The organism is Luteibacter sp. PvP120, assembly GCF_054055715.1.
On record NZ_JBSRXP010000002.1, the window covers coordinates 715,330 to 730,307 of the forward strand.

Below are 14,978 nucleotides of genomic sequence, written 5' to 3' on the forward strand. Positions count from 1 at the left end.
CCGTGAGTCTCACGGGTTTACTCCCAAAGGGGATCGACCCGATGTCGTTCGCACGTGCCTCGCTTCGCCGTACCGCTCTCGCCACGGCGCTGGCCCTGTCCCTGCATGCTGGCCTGGCCCAGGCCGCCGATGACGACAAGGCGGCTCCGGCCGCGGATGTCGCCACCACCAGCAAGGATGCGAAGCAACTGGACGCCGTCTCCGTGATCGCTCCCGGCGAAACCCGCCAGGTGCAGAGCATCGGCACGGACGAGATCCTTCGCCAGCAGACGCCGGGTAGCAGCGCGTTGAAGGCGCTGGACAAGCTGCCGGGTGTGCAGTTCCAGTCGGCCGACCCGTGGGGCGCCTACGAGTGGTCGACGCAGATCACGCTGCACGGCTTCGACCAGTCGCGCCTGGGCTTCACCCTCGACGGCATCCCGCTGGGCACGATGAGCTACGGCGTCAGCAACGGCTTGCAGGTGACCCGTGCGATTACCTCGGACAACCTCGCCACCGTGGAGCTGGCGCAGGGCGCCGGCGCGCTCGGTACCGCGTCCAGCACCAACCTGGGCGGCACGGTGCAGTTCTACTCGGCCGATCCGGACATGACCCCGGGCGTGCGCTTCAACCAGGTGATCGGTTCCGACGCCACGAAGCGCACCTTCGTGCGCGCGGACAGCGGCGACCACGGCGGTTTCTCGATGTACGTGTCGTTCGACCATGCCGACACCGACAAGTGGAAGGGCTACGGCGACCAGAAGTCCAACCAGGCCAACCTCAAGGCGCTGTACCAGTGGGGTGACGGCAACCGCGTCAGCCTGTTCGTGGACAGCAGCAAGCGCAAGGAATACGACTACATGGATCTGTCCCTGACCAGCCAGAAGGCGCTGGGCTGGAACTGGGACTATTTGCAGCCGGACTGGAACACGGCTGTGGGCATCGCCAATGCGCTGAACGGCAACGGTGCCTACCCCGCCTCGATGAACGGCCTGCCGGCCGATTACGACAAGGGCGACGCCACGTATTACGCGGGCGGCGGCATCCGTCGCGACACGCTGGCCGGCTTGTCGGGTTCGTTCAACCTCGGCGGCGCCACGCTCGATACCACGGGCTATTACCATGCCGACCGCGGCGAGGGTCAGTGGGCCACGCCCTACCAGGCATCGTCGCCCACCGTGCCGCTGTCCATGCGTACCACGGACTATGGCCTGGACCGCTACGGCGTGACCTCGGCGCTGAAGTTCACGCTGGGCCACCACGATCTGGAAGTGGGCGTGTGGGGAGAGGACGCCAACACCAACCAGGAGCGCAACTTCTTCACGCTGACCGGCCCGTACACGGCGCTGTACACCTTCTACAACGACCAGGCGCCGTTCCTGCGCGGGTTCCTGCAGCATTATGAAACCCGCACCCGCATGGGCTACGCGGAGGATACCGTTCACCTGATGGACGATGCGCTCACCATCAACTTCGGTGCGAAGTCGCTGAGCGTGACCACGGATGCGACCTCACTGGTGCCGACCACGGCCTTCGCGCAGGGCCAGATGAAGGCGAGCAAGGGCTTCCTCCCGCAGGCCGGTATCGACTACAAGCTCGACGCCAACCAGGACGTCTACGGCTCGTATGCGAAGAACATCGCGGCCTACGGGTTCACGCCGTTCGGTACCTCCCAGGCGTCGTTCGATGCGGCCAAGAGCCAGCTGAAGCCCGAGGAGTCGCAGACCTGGCAGGCCGGCTACCGCGCCCATGGCGACACCTTCGAGGCGTCGGTGGGCGTGTTCTACACGCGCTTCGCGAACCGACTTCTCGTGACCACGCCGTGCGTGGCCGTGGTCACCTGCGCCTCCTCGCTCAACAACGTCGGTGACGTGAAGAGCAAGGGCGCGGATCTGGCCTTCCTGTGGAAGCCGGTCGACGGCCTCAGCTGGCTCAACTCGTTCTCGTACAACGACTCGAAGTACCAGGACGACTACCAGAGCTCCGGCACGGTCCCCACCGCCGACAAGTACGTGGTCGGCGTGCCGAAGACCATGTTCTCCAGCTCGATCAACTACGCGTTCTCGGGCTGGCGCGCCAACCTCGAGGCCAAGTACACGGGCCGTCGCTACATCACCTACACCAACGATTCAGCGGTACCGTCCTACTGGGTAGCCAACGCCGGCATCGCCTACGACTTCGGCGTCGTGTCGGTGTTCAAGGCACTGAGCATCGGGGCCAACGTGACCAACCTGTTCAACAAGCACTACTTCGCGTCGACGGGCACCAACGGTTACCAGGCGTACGACGCGCAGGGTTACAACCAGACCTTGATGGCGAGCGCGCCGCGGCAGTACTTCGTCAACCTCAACGCGCGCTTCTGAGGTCGACCGCGATCCATCGTCGCGGTATTGCAACAGTGCGGCGGGAACATGTGTGGCCCGCGGGGGCCGTCCACAGGGGGACGGCCTGGTTGCGGGCGCCGTTCCCCCGGATATCCCCATGTCTAAGTCGTCCATCGTCGCGGTGCCCCGCCGCGCGATCATCACCGTCGCCATTGCCGTGGTCGCCATGGCAGCTGCGTCGGCGTTCACCTTGCTCCAGCGCTCGCACGCGTCCGCGACGAGCCTCGCGGACGTGACGCCCTCCGCCCTGGTGGGCGGCGCCCACCGATCGGACGTCGATCTCCTGCTGGAGCTTGCGCGAGAGGCCACGCGTGAAGGCCGTCTCATCGCCCCGCAAGGGAACAACGCCTACGAGTTCTATCTGAGTGTGCTGCAGCTCGACGCAGGCAATGCGACGGCGCATGACGCTCTTCGCGAAACGCTCCCGTTCGCCGCGCAGGAGATCGAACGTCAGATCAACCGGCGCGAGCTGGAGGACGCGCGCCGCGAGATCGCCTTGCTGCGAGATTACGACGCCACCAACTACACACTGATCATTCTCGGGGCCAAGCTCGACGCCCAGCAGCAGGTCGTGGTGGCAAATGATGAGGCAAAAGCTGACACGATCCGTCGGCGAAACGGCTAGCCGCATTCATCTTCGCGATAGGCCCGGGGGGTCATTGTTGCCAGGCGTCCCATCCGGGGGCGCCTGATAAAAACCCTTACACAGGCAAGGAGCCACCTTATGAAGAAGACCATTTCGCCGTTGTTCGTCGCCCTGCTCGCCATGGCCCCGCTGGCCGCCATGGCTCAGGTGCATGGTGGCAATGCGCCTCGTCCCGAGGGCGCTACCGACGCAAAGGCATCGGTGCGTTGCGGCGTGCTCGACACGAACGCGTTCGACCGCTTCATCGCCACCAAGCCGACGCCGGTGGAATTCCGCGCGCGCCTTTCATGCATCCAGCTCGTCATGCCCGATTCCGTGACCACGATGGAAATGCGCGCCGACAATAGCCGGTATTTCCCACAGCTCGATCAGTACGGTCGTATCGTCGGCGGCTCGTTCCGCTGATCCATGGAGGCGTCGCCTCGGGCGGCGCCTCCTGTCCGCGCCGCCTATCCCGATGTCACCCTCGTGACCCCGGAGATGATGTCGACGCGGGAGATGCGGCAGAACAACAGCCGCTACGTCCCCCAAAGGGACGCCGACGGGCGTATCACCGGCGGTTCGTTCATGTAACGGTGCGGCAGATGCGCGCGAGGTTTAGAATCGTCGCATGTCCACTTCGATACGGCCCTTCAAGGGCATCCATCCCCGCCTCGGCGCCCGCGTGTACGTCGACCCGGCGTCCACCGTCATCGGCGATGTCGAGCTCGCCGACGATGTGTCGGTCTGGCCGGGCGCGGTGGCGCGCGGCGACGTGCACCACATCCGTATCGGTGCCCGCAGCAACCTCCAGGACGGCGCGATCATCCACGTTACCCACGATGGTCCGTACAGCCCGGGTGGCTTCCCGACCATCATCGGCGAGGACGTCACCATCGGCCACGGCGCGGTCATCCACGCCTGCACCCTCGAGGACGCCTGCCTGATCGGCATGCATGCCACGGTGCTCGACGGCGCGGTCGTGAAGAAACACGGCTTCGTCGGCGCGGGCACGGTGATCCCGCCGGGCAAGGTGGTGGGCGAGCGCGAGCTCTGGCTGGGCAATCCCGGCAAGCTGGTGCGCGTGCTGAGCGATCGGCAGGTAGAGCAGTTGTATTACTCGGCGGCCAATTACGTGCGCCTCAAGGACGACTACCTGGCCTGATCGCCCCTGAATGCCGGGGCGGGCCCCACGTGTTGCCGCTTGATTTGCCTCCGCGCGGGCTCCACGCTGGGCGCCAGAGAGGAGACGAACCCATGGATACCCGCACCAACCCGCTGCTCGACCCGCAGGCCCTGCCGATGTTCTCGGCCATTCGCCCCGAGCACGTCGAGCCCGCCATCGACAGCCTCATCGCCGCCGAGCGCGCCGCCATCGATGCCATTGCGGCTGCCGACGCGCCGCGCGACTTCGAGCACGTGATCCTGGCCCAGGAACGCCTGGACCAGGCCATGTCGCGGGCTTGGTCGCCGGTAAGCCACCTGCACTCCGTGGCCGACTCGGAGGCCCTGCGCAAGGCGCACGGCGCCGCGGAAGAAAAACTCACCGAGCACGGCATGGAAGTGGGCCAGAACCGCGACCTCTACGCCGCCGTGCAGGCCGTGGCCGACCGGCCCGATTTCGCCGGCCTGCCGGTCGCCGCGCGTGCGGCGGTCGAGCACGCCCTGCGGGACTTCCGCCTGTCGGGTGTGGCGCTGGAAGAACCGGCGCGCACGCGCTTCCGCGAGATCGGCGTGGAGCTGTCCCGCCTCACCACCGAGTTCTCCAACGCCGTGCTGGATGCGTCCGAGGCCTGGCACAAGCACATCACCGACGAGCGCGACCTGGCGGGCATTCCCGCTTCCGGACGCGCCGTGCTGCGTGAATACGCCCGCGAGGAAAAACTCGACGGTTACCTGGTCACGTTGAAGCAACCCAGCGTGCAGGCGGTGCTCACCTACGCCGAGAACCGCGACCTGCGCGAGGCCGTGTACTACGCCTACCAGACCCGCGCGTCGGACCAGGGGCCGGACAAGGGCAAGTTCGACAACTCCGTGCGCATCGAGAAAATCGTCGCGCTACGGCACGAGGCCGCGCAACTGCTCGGCTTCGCCAATGCGGCCGAAGAGTCGCTGGCGACCAAGATGGCCACCTCGACCGAGGCGGTGCTGACCTTCCTGCGCGACCTCGCGGCCCGTGCCAAGCCGGTGGCGAAGAAGGAACTGGACGAACTGCGCCGCTTCGCCACCGACGAACTGAAGATCGACAACCTCGAGCCCTGGGATGTGGGCTTCGCCGCCGAGCGCCTGCGCCAGCAGCGCTATGCGCTGGACGAGGAACAGATCAAACCGTATTTCCCGGCCTCGGCCGCCATCGACGGCCTGTTCATGGTGGTGGAGCGCCTTTATGGCGTGCGCTTCACGCCGCGCGATGACGTGGATACCTGGAACAAGGACGTGAAGTACTACGACGTGGTGAACGCCGACGGCACGGTGTTCGCCGGGGCCTACCTCGACATGTATGCCCGCTCGGGCAAGCGCGGCGGTGCCTGGATGGACGTGGCCGTGTCGCGCTTCCGCGACGGTGACAAACTGCAGCTGCCGGTGGCGTACCTCACCTGCAACTTCCCGCCGCCCACCGACGGCGCGCCGGCCCTGCTTACCCACGACGACGTGCTCACGCTGTTCCACGAATTCGGCCACGGGCTGCACCACATGCTAACCGAGGTGGATATTCCCTCGATCAGCGGCATCGAGGGCGTGGAGTGGGATGCCGTGGAGCTGCCCAGCCAGTTCATGGAGAATTTCGCCTGGGATCGCAACGCCCTGCGCGAATTCGCCCGGCATTACCAGACCGGCGAGCCGCTGCCGGACGATCTGTACCAGCGGATGCTCGACGCGCGGCACTTCCATGCCGGCCTGTTCCTCGTCCGCCAGCTGGAATTCGGCCTGTTCGATTTCCTGTTGCACCGGGACTACGACCCGGCGGTGGGCGCGCGCCCCCTGGATGTCCTGGAGAAGGTGCGCCATGAAGTGGCCGTGCTGCATCCGCCGGCATGGCAGCGTTTCCCGCACGCCTTCACCCATGTCTTCGCGGGTGGCTATTCGGCCGGCTATTACAGCTACCTGTGGGCCGAAGTGCTGTCCGCGGACTCGTTCGAACCCTTCGAACAGGCCGGCGTGCTGGACCGGGCCACGGGCGAGCGCTTCCGCAAGGAAGTGCTGGCGGTCGGCTCCACGCGGCCGGCCCTGGCCTCCTTCGTGGCCTTCCGTGGTCGCGAGCCGCGGCCGGACGCCCTGCTTCGCAGCTACGGCCTGGCCTGATCGCACGGCCCCGCGCGGCGTCATGGCGCCGCGCGGCTTTCCTTTACAATGGCGCCATGAAGATCGCTTCGTGGAACGTCAATTCGCTCAAGGTTCGCCTGCCCCACCTCCAGCAATGGCTGGCCGAGGTGCAGCCGGATATCGTCGCGCTGCAGGAAACCAAGCTCACCGACGATAAATTCCCCGTCGACGAGATCGCCGCGATGGGCTACCGCTCGGTGTTCTCCGGGCAGAAAACCTATAACGGCGTCGCCCTCCTCGCGCGGGGCGAACTGGCCGATGTCGTCACCGATATCCCGGGCCTGGACGATCCCCAGCGCCGCATCCTGGCCGCCACGGTCGGCGATATCCGCGTGGTCGATCTGTACGTGGTGAACGGCAAGGCGCTGGGCGACGAAAAATACACCTACAAGCTCGAATGGCTGGCGCGGGTTCGCGACTTCCTCGAAGGCGAGCGTGCCCGCCACGAGAAACTGGTGGTCCTGGGCGACTTCAACATCTGCCGGGACGACCGCGACGTGTACGACCCGGTGGCCTGGGGTGAGGACATCTTCTGCTCGCCGCCGGAACGCGCCGCCCTGCAGGACCTGCTCGATATCGGCCTGCATGACAGCTTCCGTCTCTTCAACGAGGACGCCGGCCTTTTCAGCTGGTGGGACTACCGGCAGGCGGCTTTCCGCCGCAACATGGGCCTGCGGATCGACCTCATCTTGATCAGCGATGCGCTGAAATCCCTGGCCACCTCGTCGATCGTCGACAAGGCGCCGCGGAAGTGGGAACAACCGTCCGACCACGCGCCCGTCGTGCTGGAGCTGCAGCTTTGAATACCCCCAAATCCGAATGGCCGCGTTCACTGGACGACGCCGAACTCGAAAAACTCGACATCTACCTGCGCGCCCACGGCAACGACGGCGACCTGATGCTCGACGGCGTGCATGGCCTGCTCTCGGCCATCGCCATCGGGCCGCTCGAAGTGAAGCCGGAAGAATGGCTGCACGAGGTGCTGCACGACGCCTTCGAGGATGAAGACGAAGGCAACGCCGTGCTGGCGTTGCTGGCCCAGCTCAACGATTCCATCAGCGCGGAACTGGACGTCGACGCCTACGAGCCGATCCTCGGCGAGATCGACACCGACGAAGGCCCCATGCTGTCGGCGGGCGGCTGGTGCGAAGGCTTCAGCCGTGGCATCGACATGCGTGCGCAGCTGTGGGAAACGCGGCTGGCCGAAGACCCCACCCTGATGCAGCTGCTCGGCCCCATCATGGCGCTGGCGGTCGACGAAGGCGTGCTGCAGGCCGATGCGGAGTTCGAGAAACTCACCGACGAGGAATACGACGAGTGCCTGGGCCAGCTGCCCGAGGTGCTCAATGCGGTGGGCGAATACTGGCGCACCAACGGCCCCACGGAAGACGAGCTCAAGGCGATGACCCGCCCGCGCAGCGAGGCCGAAGACGGCCCACCCCGCCAGCGTTCCGGCCACTGGGTGCACTGACCACACGGGCGAAACGGATCGTTCGCCCCACGAGGCTTGGTCTGGTGCCCGACAACCGGCATCTTGGTGGGCATCGACACCGGAGTACCGTCATGACCCAACGAACCATCGCGCGCCGCATTCGCGGCATGGACACCGCCGACGGCGCCGGCGTGAAGCTCAAGCGTGTGATCGGCCAGCCGGCGCTGGACATGCTGGACCCGTTCCTGCTGCTGGACGAATTCCGTTCCGACCAGGCCGGGGACTATATCGAAGGCTTTCCCGATCATCCCCACCGCGGCTTCGAAACCGTGACCTACATGCTCGCCGGGCGCATGCAACACGGCGACAACCAGGGCAATCGCGGCGACCTGGGTCCCGGCAGCGTGCAGTGGATGACCGCGGGCAGCGGCCTGGTCCATTCGGAAATGCCGCAGCAGGAGGCCGGGTTGATGTGGGGCTTCCAGCTGTGGGTGAACCTGCCGGCCGCGGACAAGATGACCGCGCCGCGTTACCAGGACATCCCGCCGGGCGACATCCCGGTGGTGCAGCCGGCGCCCGGCGTGACCGTACGCGTGATTGCCGGTGAGCTGGAAGGCGTCAGCGGCCCCGTGGCCGGTATCGCCACGCAGCCGGTGTACCTGGACATCGCGCTGGACGCTGGCGCGCACTACGACCTGGGCCTGCCCGCCGGGCACAGCGCGTTCGCCTATGTGTTCGACGGCACCGACGCCCGGGTGGCCGGCGAGTCGCTGGCACGCAGCGAACTGGCGGTGCTCAGCGAGGGTGACACCTTGAGCCTTGCGGCCGCCGAGGCCACCCGCGTCCTGGTCGTGGCAGGTCGTCCGCTGCGCGAACCGGTGGCGCGCTACGGCCCGTTCGTCATGAATACGCAGGCGCAGATCCACGAGGCGATCGCCGATTTCCGTGCAGGGAAATTCTGATCGCCTCGGCTGAAACTGAACGGCCCGGTTAAGTTCCCCGGGCCGTTTAGCCTTCAGACCGGATGCCATCGCTAGCATCGGCCTCCTACGCATTCGCGAGGAATTCATTGCCCATGCGCTTTTTGCTCACGGTCGTACCCATTACCGCGGCGCTCATCATCGCCGCCTGCTCGCCCTCGTCGCCTGACGCGGGCTCCGCCGCCGCGCCGCCTGCGGCGTCGTCGGCCGCTGCCGATGCCACGCCGGCACCCGGCAAGAATGCGCCGGCCAACCCCGCCCTGGGTTCGCCCGGGTGGTACGCCTGGGTGGACAAGACCCTGGCGGTCAGTGACGACGGCCATGGCCCGCGACCGGATACGCCGGCCTGGAACCAGGCCGTGAACGCGAAGCTGGGCCAGGAGGCGCCGCAGTCGGCGCCCGGGTCACTCGAGTGGCAGCAGGCGGTGGATGCCTTGCTGCGCACCCGGGTCGCCACGCACTAGGAGCGCGGCGGCTTCGTGGCCGTGCCGGTGGCTTCCATCGGCACGGTGTACGTCGTGACGCCCCGCCGCAGCTTCACCTCGCCCGACGGCAACGAGAGCACCAGGCCGCCGGGAGGGTCTATCGGTTGGGTCAGCGTCAGCGTGGCCTTTCCGCCGGTGGCCTTCAACGTATAGCCGAGACGTCCGTAGGGCGTGCGCAGGTCGCGCAGCGCGATGCCGTCGCCGGCCAGCCACGCCGGCTGCACCCCCGCCGCGAGCACCATCGACTCGTCGGATGCGCGATCGTAGGCGAACAGGTCGAGTGCGGAACGGACATAGTCCGAGGCGATCCACGCGTGCGGCATGTCGCCGACGAAGCGCGGCTCGCGCGGGTCCCGCCCGACCACCTCGGCCCACTGGTTCCAGGCCTGCGGTCGCCGGTCGGCGAAGAAGAAGGCGATCAGGTCGCCCACGCGGTCCCGCCAGCCGAGGCGGACGAAGCTGGCGATCGTGCGCAGCTCGTAGGGCGTGTAGTCCTTCCAGGCCATGCTGCCGTCGCGTCGCGCCACGAAGGCCCGCCAGTATTTCTCGAATGTGGCGTCCACCAGGGCCTTGGGCAACCGTGCCTGCTCGCCACCCGGCGACAGGGCAATGGTGGTGGAGGTGGCGTCGAAGTCGCCCAGTTCGGCCGAGCCGGGAATGAAGTCGATGCCTTTCTCGCGGACCGCCGCGGCGATGGACGCATGCAGGTCGTCGCGGAACTGGTCGCGCGAGGCACGGAACGCCGTCTGCCGATCGGTCTGCCCGAGCACGCCGGCCAGCGCCACCGCATCGTCGTAGCCCTTGAGCGCCCAGAAATCGTCCCAGTACGAATGCATCGGCTTGGTCGAATAGCCTTCGTGGCTGATCGACGCCGGCATCAGGCCGTACAGCGATCGGTCGGGACCCTGCAACCGCCCGGCCTGCCGCTCGCCGGTGCGTAGCGTTTCCATGTAGTCGACGGCGCGCACCACGTGCGGCCACAGGCTTTCCAGCGTGGCGCGATCGTGCGTGTAGCGCCATAGCTCGGCCACGCTGAAGATCAGTTCGCCCTGGCTGTCGTTCTCGGGTACAGGATCCGACCCACGCGCGTCGACGCAGCACGGCACCTTGCCGTTGGCGAACTGGTGTGGTGCATACCAGCGAATGAACTCGCCCGCGACGTCTTCGTGGCCGGTACGCAGCAGGCCCTCCAGCATCATCGCGCCATCGCGCACCCAGGTGCGCGAATACGAGCGGGTACCCGGCTGCAACGCGGGGCCGTCACGCGAGATGAGGATCTGCGCGACACCGCTGCGCATCGTGTCGACCAGCGGCTGGGCCTGCGCCGGCACGCGTATCGCCACACGATCCAGCTTGTCGCGCCATAGCGCCGCCACGGCATCGGCATGGCTGGCCAGCCAGTGGCCGGCGTCCGCCGGCAGCGGGACGTCGTCGTCCTGCTTCACGGGAATCACCAGGCCCAGGTCGACATGGCCGTGGGCCGGCACATGCACGTCGTACAGCAGTGCGCCCTGGCCGAAGCCGTCGTCGGCGTGTAGCGAGCGTGTCGCCGGGCGCTCGCCCGCATCGAGTCGCTCGCTGAGCATCTTTGGCGTGTTGCCGCTGGCGACGAAGGCCGTCGTCGCCTGCAACGGCACGACCTTGCGCGTGCCGTTCACCACCAGCGCATGGCCATCCCAGGCGAGGTCGTGGATCGGGCTGGTGCCGCCCGGCGCATTGAGGAACTGCGTGGGCGGGTTGACCTGGAAGGGCCTCGCGGCCAGGGCGAGCGTGATGTCACGCGCGGTGTCTCCCGCATTGTCCACGCGATAGCCGACCACCAGCTGCGAGGCACCGGCGGCGCCCTGCGCGAAGGCGGTGGTGGTGAGCGCAAGGTCGCCCTTCGTCCACTGCACGGACGGCAGCGGCAGGTAGCGGTCACGCAGCGACTGCGTGGTGGTGACGTCGGCCCATGTGACCAGCGCGCCGCGATCGATCAGGAACGGTTCGAGGGAGAAGCCGCCGCGGGTGACTTCCACCGCGCCGTCCTCGGAGATGAGCGCGGAATCGCGGCTGCCGCCATCCACACCGACGATCGTCCAGTACGACTGCTCGCCCGAGAAGCCACGGGGATAGAGGCCACGACGCACGTGTTTCGCCCGCTCCTCAAAAATCGCGTTGGCGGTAGGCGCAGGCGTGGGCACGGCTTCGGGAGGCCGCGCGGTCAGGGTGAGGTTGTCGAAGCACACCGAGCCGCGATTCGCGGCCGCGGGCACAGCGTCGCGCCCGCCCGGTACCCGGGCCGGGCCCTGTGCCTCCTTGTAGACGACGAACTCCACCTCGCGCGTGTGCCGCAGCGTGCGGTCCTTCACCGGACCCCAGGCGAAGGACACCTGGCGACTGGTCGCCTGCACGGACTGCCAGGCATCGGTCGGGACGAAGCCGGGCTGCTGGAACCACCACACATTGTCGCCGCTGTCGTCGATCAGTTTCAGCTGCAGCGTGTTGGGCGGCATGCTGCCGCGCACGTCGAAGCCCAGCGCGAAACCCGTGGGGAAATCCAGAGGCAGCGTCTTGCGGATCGACGCCGCGCCGGACACGCCGTTGAAGTCATAGTCCAGGCAGATCGCCCGCCCGGTGTTGCCTTCCACGAGCCGCAACGAGGCGGATACATCGTCGGTATGCGTTGCCGCCCAGCCCGCAGTGGTGTCGAAACCATCGAGCAGGCGGGGCGCATCCTTGCCCTGCGCAGGCAGGGTGACGACGGCCGCCGACAGCAGCAGCGAAAGCGAGGCAAGGCGTGACATGGTCCTATCCCTTGACGCTGCCCATCAGAAGGCCTTCGAGGTAATAACGCTGCAAGGCGAGGAACAGCACCAGCACCGGCAGGATGGTGACGACGGAGCCAGCCATCATCAGTTCGCTGTCCTGCACGTGCTCGCGCGACAGCGAGGCCAGGGCGATGGGCAGCGTGTAGTGCTCCTGCCCGGTCAGCGCGATCAGCGGCCACATGAAGTCGTTCCACGCGGCCAGGAAGGTGAAGATCGCCAGCGTTACCATGATCGGCTTCAACAGCGGCATGACGATGGTGGCGAAGATGCGGAACTCACCGGCGCCATCAATGCGCGCCGCTTCCATCAGGTCGTTCGGGATGCCGCTGGCGTACTGCCGGACCAGGAAGATGCCGAAGATGGTGGCCAGCGCGGGCACGATCACGGCACCGTAGGTGTTGACCAGGCCCATGTACTTCAGCAGCAGGAACAACGGCAGCATGGCCACCTGCGCGGGAATCACCAGCGCGCCCAGCAGCAACTGGAAGAGGCGCTGGCGTCCCTTGAACTCCAGCTTGGCGAAGGCATAACCGGCCATCAGGTTGAACGCCAGTGAGACCACGGTGATCGCCGTGGAAATCAACAGGCTGTTGAGCAGGTAACGACCCATGCCCGCGTTGAGGAACAGCTGGCGGTAGTTGCCCAGCGTCCAGTGGGTCGGCAGCACGGGCGGCGGCAGGGCGCTGGCCTCGCCGGGTGTCATGAACGACACCGACAGCATGTACAGCAGCGGCGCCAGCGCGATGCCGGCCGCGCCGATCAGCAGCCCGTTGATGAGGGCCTTGGCGATGCGCGGACTCATGCGGGCTCTCCCTGCTTCGACAAGCGGAGCATGGCGGCGGTAACGGCGAACATGATGACGAACAGGATGAAGGCCACCGCGGAGGCGGAACCCAGGTTCCACCACTTGAAGCCCTCTTCGTACATCAGGTACAGCACCGAGGTGGTGCTCTGCAGCGGGCCGCCTTCGGTCATGACATACGGCTCGGCGAACAACTGGAAATACCCGGACACCGTGAGGATGCTCACCATCACCATCGTGGGCTTGAGCATCGGCAGGGTGATGTGGCGGAACTGCGCCATGGCCGAGGCGCCGTCGATGCGCGCGGCCTCGTACAGGTCGCCCGGAATGGCCTGCAGGCCCGCCATGAAGATGATCATGTTGTAGCCGAAGTTCTTCCACACCGCGAACAGGATGATCGTGGGCATGGCCCAGTGCGGATCGCCCAGCCAGTCCACCGTGGGCACGCCCAGGTTATCCAGCACGTAGTTGATCAGGCCGTACTTGGTGTTGAACAGGTAGCGCCAGATCACGGCCACCGCCACCACGGTGGTGACGACGGGCGCGAACAGCGCGGTGCGGAAGAACGGCTTGAACCGCGCCATGGGCGAGTTCAGCAACATGGCCGCACCCAGCGAGGCCATGAGCGACAGCGGTACGCCCACCACCACGAAGTACACGGTGTGGCCCAGCGCCGACCAGAACAACGGTCGCTGCAACAGCGACCAGTAGTTCTGCAGGGCGACGAAGCGCAGGTTGCGGATGTCCGCCAGTGCGTAGAGGTCGTAATCGGTGACCGAGAGCACCAGCGCCGCGATCACCGGCAGCAGGAAGAACAATCCGAGGACGATCATCGCGGGTGCGATGAACAGCCAGGCGGCGCGGGACGTAGTCATGGGCTTGCCTTGTGTCCGTGGTCGAGCATCCAGCGGCGTTTTTCCAGGAGGCGGTCGGCACGGCGATCCATCTCGGCCGCGGCCTCGTCCACCGTGAGGTCGCCATGCGCAGCCTGCGCGGCGACGAGCTGCATCTCGGTGACGATGCGTTCCCACTCCGCCACGGGCGGGGTCGGCTTGGCGCGGTCCAACTGGTCGCGGAAAGCCGTGGCCTTGTCGTCATCCTTCAGCGCCGGGGCCTCCCATGAGGAGCGTCGCGGCGGCATGTCGCCGAGGATCTGGTAGAACCGCTCCTGGATGGCCGGGCGCGACAGGAACTCGATCAGCGCCCAGGCATCGTCCTTGTGTTGCGAGCGGCGGAAGATCACCAGGCTGGAGCCACCCGCGTTGGACGCGCCCGGACCGTTGGGGCCCGGCAGCGCCACCGTACCCCAGTCGCCTTGCTGCGCCGGCGGCAGGCGGTGGCGGAACTCGCCGATGTTCCACGGACCGGACAGGTAGAACGCATAGAAACCCTGGCCAAACGCGGCCCACGGATTGCCCACGCCGACGTTGGTCATCATCGGCGCCTGCTGGTCCTTGAAGATGGACACGTAGAACGCCAGCGCCTTCTTGAACCCCGCGCTGCGGAAATTACCGTAGCGTCCGCCGTCGCGCAGCAGCGGATCGTCCTGCTGCAAGGCCAGTGCCAGCAACTGCTCGAACTCGTTCGTGGGCAGCAGCACGCCGTAGGTGGTGCCGCGCGGCTGCGCCAGCTTGACCATCATCGCCTGCCACTCGGCCCAGTCGCGTGGCGGGTGGTCGTAGCCCACCCTGGCCAGCAGGTCTTTGCGATAGAACAGCAGGCGCGTGTCCACGTACCAGGGCACGCCGTAGAGGTGGCCGTCGATGACGTTGGTCGACCAGATCGCGGGGAAATAATCGGTCGGATCGACCACCTTCGACGCAGCGACGCGCGCATCCAGCGGTTCGATCGCCTCCAGCGCCACCATCTCCGGCACCCACGTGTTGCCTACTTGGGTGAGGTCCGGCGTGGAGTCGCCGGCATAGGCCGTCAACAGCTTCTGGTGCGCGGCGGTGAGCGGCAGCTGCTGCACTTCCACGTGCAGCCCGGGGTGCTCGCGCTCGAACTCGGGTAGCAGCTTGGCCACGGCCTCGCCTTCGCGCCCGATGGTCCAGAACTGCAGCGTGCGGGTGCCGGCTGGCGGCTTGGCACACGCGACCAGCGCGACGGCCACGGCCACGCATGCCGCCGCATGGCGCAGGTAACGGGTCACGCGCT

General features: G+C 66.9%; 13 protein-coding genes. 9 read left to right on the forward strand and 4 right to left on the reverse strand.

Annotated features, from left to right (window positions below; genetic code table 11):
* The first annotated feature begins 41 nt into the window (after nt 1–41).
* From ACVKN3_RS07055 to ACVKN3_RS07095, 9 genes are all read left to right on the forward strand, one after another.
* On the forward strand, nt 42–2,342 hold the full coding sequence (locus tag ACVKN3_RS07055) for a TonB-dependent receptor family protein (RefSeq protein ID WP_285403410.1): 2,301 nt from the start codon (nt 42–44) through the stop codon (nt 2,340–2,342).
* A 118-nt stretch (nt 2,343–2,460) separates the two neighbouring features.
* Nucleotides 2,461–2,988, forward strand: a complete 528-nt coding sequence (locus ACVKN3_RS07060; protein WP_354515638.1) for an energy transducer TonB — start codon at nt 2,461–2,463, stop codon at nt 2,986–2,988.
* Nucleotides 2,989–3,087: 99 nt separating this feature from the next.
* Complete coding sequence (locus ACVKN3_RS07065; protein WP_354515636.1) at nt 3,088–3,414, forward strand: hypothetical protein; 327 nt, start codon at nt 3,088–3,090, stop codon at nt 3,412–3,414.
* Nucleotides 3,415–3,619: 205 nt separating this feature from the next.
* Nucleotides 3,620–4,153 carry a gamma carbonic anhydrase family protein gene (locus ACVKN3_RS07070; protein ID WP_354515634.1) on the forward strand — a complete coding sequence of 178 codons (534 nt, stop codon included), beginning with the start codon at nt 3,620–3,622 and terminating at the stop codon, nt 4,151–4,153.
* 92 nt (nt 4,154–4,245) lie between these two features.
* On the forward strand, nt 4,246–6,291 hold the full coding sequence (locus ACVKN3_RS07075; protein ID WP_354515632.1) for a M3 family metallopeptidase: 2,046 nt from the start codon (nt 4,246–4,248) through the stop codon (nt 6,289–6,291).
* Between the two features lie 56 nt (nt 6,292–6,347).
* The gene (gene xth / locus ACVKN3_RS07080; protein WP_354515630.1) at nt 6,348–7,115 is read left to right on the forward strand and encodes an exodeoxyribonuclease III; all 768 of its coding nucleotides are present in this window, start codon (nt 6,348–6,350) and stop codon (nt 7,113–7,115) included.
* Nucleotides 7,112–7,783: a YecA/YgfB family protein gene (locus ACVKN3_RS07085; protein WP_036138760.1), complete on the forward strand. Its 672-nt coding sequence runs from the start codon at nt 7,112–7,114 to the stop codon at nt 7,781–7,783. Before xth ends, ACVKN3_RS07085 begins: the two co-directional genes overlap by 4 nt.
* Nucleotides 7,784–7,875: 92 nt before the next feature.
* Nucleotides 7,876–8,706 (forward strand): pirin family protein, encoded by an 831-nt coding sequence (locus ACVKN3_RS07090; RefSeq protein ID WP_285403405.1) that lies wholly within the window; start codon nt 7,876–7,878, stop codon nt 8,704–8,706.
* 113 nt (nt 8,707–8,819) lie between these two features.
* The gene (locus ACVKN3_RS07095; protein ID WP_354515628.1) at nt 8,820–9,188 is read left to right on the forward strand and encodes a hypothetical protein; all 369 of its coding nucleotides are present in this window, start codon (nt 8,820–8,822) and stop codon (nt 9,186–9,188) included.
* On the opposite strand, the gene ACVKN3_RS07100 is transcribed toward ACVKN3_RS07095, so the two are convergent.
* The 4 genes from ACVKN3_RS07100 to ACVKN3_RS07115 are packed head-to-tail and all read right to left on the reverse strand — an operon-like array spanning nt 9,185 to nt 14,973.
* Nucleotides 9,185–11,995, reverse strand: coding sequence for a discoidin domain-containing protein (locus ACVKN3_RS07100; protein WP_354515626.1), 2,811 nt, complete (start codon nt 11,993–11,995; stop codon nt 9,185–9,187). The genes ACVKN3_RS07095 and ACVKN3_RS07100 overlap by 4 nt on opposite strands.
* Before the next feature lie 4 nt (nt 11,996–11,999).
* On the reverse strand, nt 12,000–12,821 hold the full coding sequence (locus tag ACVKN3_RS07105) for a carbohydrate ABC transporter permease (protein ID WP_036138768.1): 822 nt from the start codon (nt 12,819–12,821) through the stop codon (nt 12,000–12,002).
* Nucleotides 12,818–13,696, reverse strand: coding sequence for a carbohydrate ABC transporter permease (locus ACVKN3_RS07110; RefSeq protein ID WP_036138770.1), 879 nt, complete (start codon nt 13,694–13,696; stop codon nt 12,818–12,820). The genes ACVKN3_RS07105 and ACVKN3_RS07110 overlap by 4 nt, the downstream gene beginning before the upstream one ends.
* A complete protein-coding gene (locus tag ACVKN3_RS07115) occupies nt 13,693–14,973 on the reverse strand; it encodes a sugar ABC transporter substrate-binding protein (RefSeq protein WP_354515624.1) in 1,281 nt (426 codons plus the stop codon). Before ACVKN3_RS07115 ends, ACVKN3_RS07110 begins: the two co-directional genes overlap by 4 nt.
* Nucleotides 14,974–14,978 lie beyond the last annotated feature (5 nt).

Excerpts from the sequence above, each read along its gene's own strand:
- ACVKN3_RS07060 (WP_354515638.1), top strand. The coding sequence starts at position 2,461 with ATGTCTAAGTCGTCCATCGTCGCGGTGCCCCGCCGCGCGATCATCACC.
- ACVKN3_RS07070 (WP_354515634.1), top strand. The coding sequence starts at position 3,620 with ATGTCCACTTCGATACGGCCCTTCAAGGGCATCCATCCCCGCCTCGGC.
- xth (WP_354515630.1), top strand. The coding sequence starts at position 6,348 with ATGAAGATCGCTTCGTGGAACGTCAATTCGCTCAAGGTTCGCCTGCCC.
- ACVKN3_RS07055 (WP_285403410.1), top strand. The coding sequence starts at position 42 with ATGTCGTTCGCACGTGCCTCGCTTCGCCGTACCGCTCTCGCCACGGCG.
- ACVKN3_RS07105 (WP_036138768.1), bottom strand. The coding sequence starts at position 12,821 with ATGAGTCCGCGCATCGCCAAGGCCCTCATCAACGGGCTGCTGATCGGC.
- ACVKN3_RS07090 (WP_285403405.1), top strand. The coding sequence starts at position 7,876 with ATGACCCAACGAACCATCGCGCGCCGCATTCGCGGCATGGACACCGCC.
- ACVKN3_RS07100 (WP_354515626.1), bottom strand. The coding sequence starts at position 11,995 with ATGTCACGCCTTGCCTCGCTTTCGCTGCTGCTGTCGGCGGCCGTCGTC.
- ACVKN3_RS07110 (WP_036138770.1), bottom strand. The coding sequence starts at position 13,696 with ATGACTACGTCCCGCGCCGCCTGGCTGTTCATCGCACCCGCGATGATC.
- ACVKN3_RS07065 (WP_354515636.1), top strand. The coding sequence starts at position 3,088 with ATGAAGAAGACCATTTCGCCGTTGTTCGTCGCCCTGCTCGCCATGGCC.
- ACVKN3_RS07075 (WP_354515632.1), top strand. The coding sequence starts at position 4,246 with ATGGATACCCGCACCAACCCGCTGCTCGACCCGCAGGCCCTGCCGATG.
- ACVKN3_RS07095 (WP_354515628.1), top strand. The coding sequence starts at position 8,820 with ATGCGCTTTTTGCTCACGGTCGTACCCATTACCGCGGCGCTCATCATC.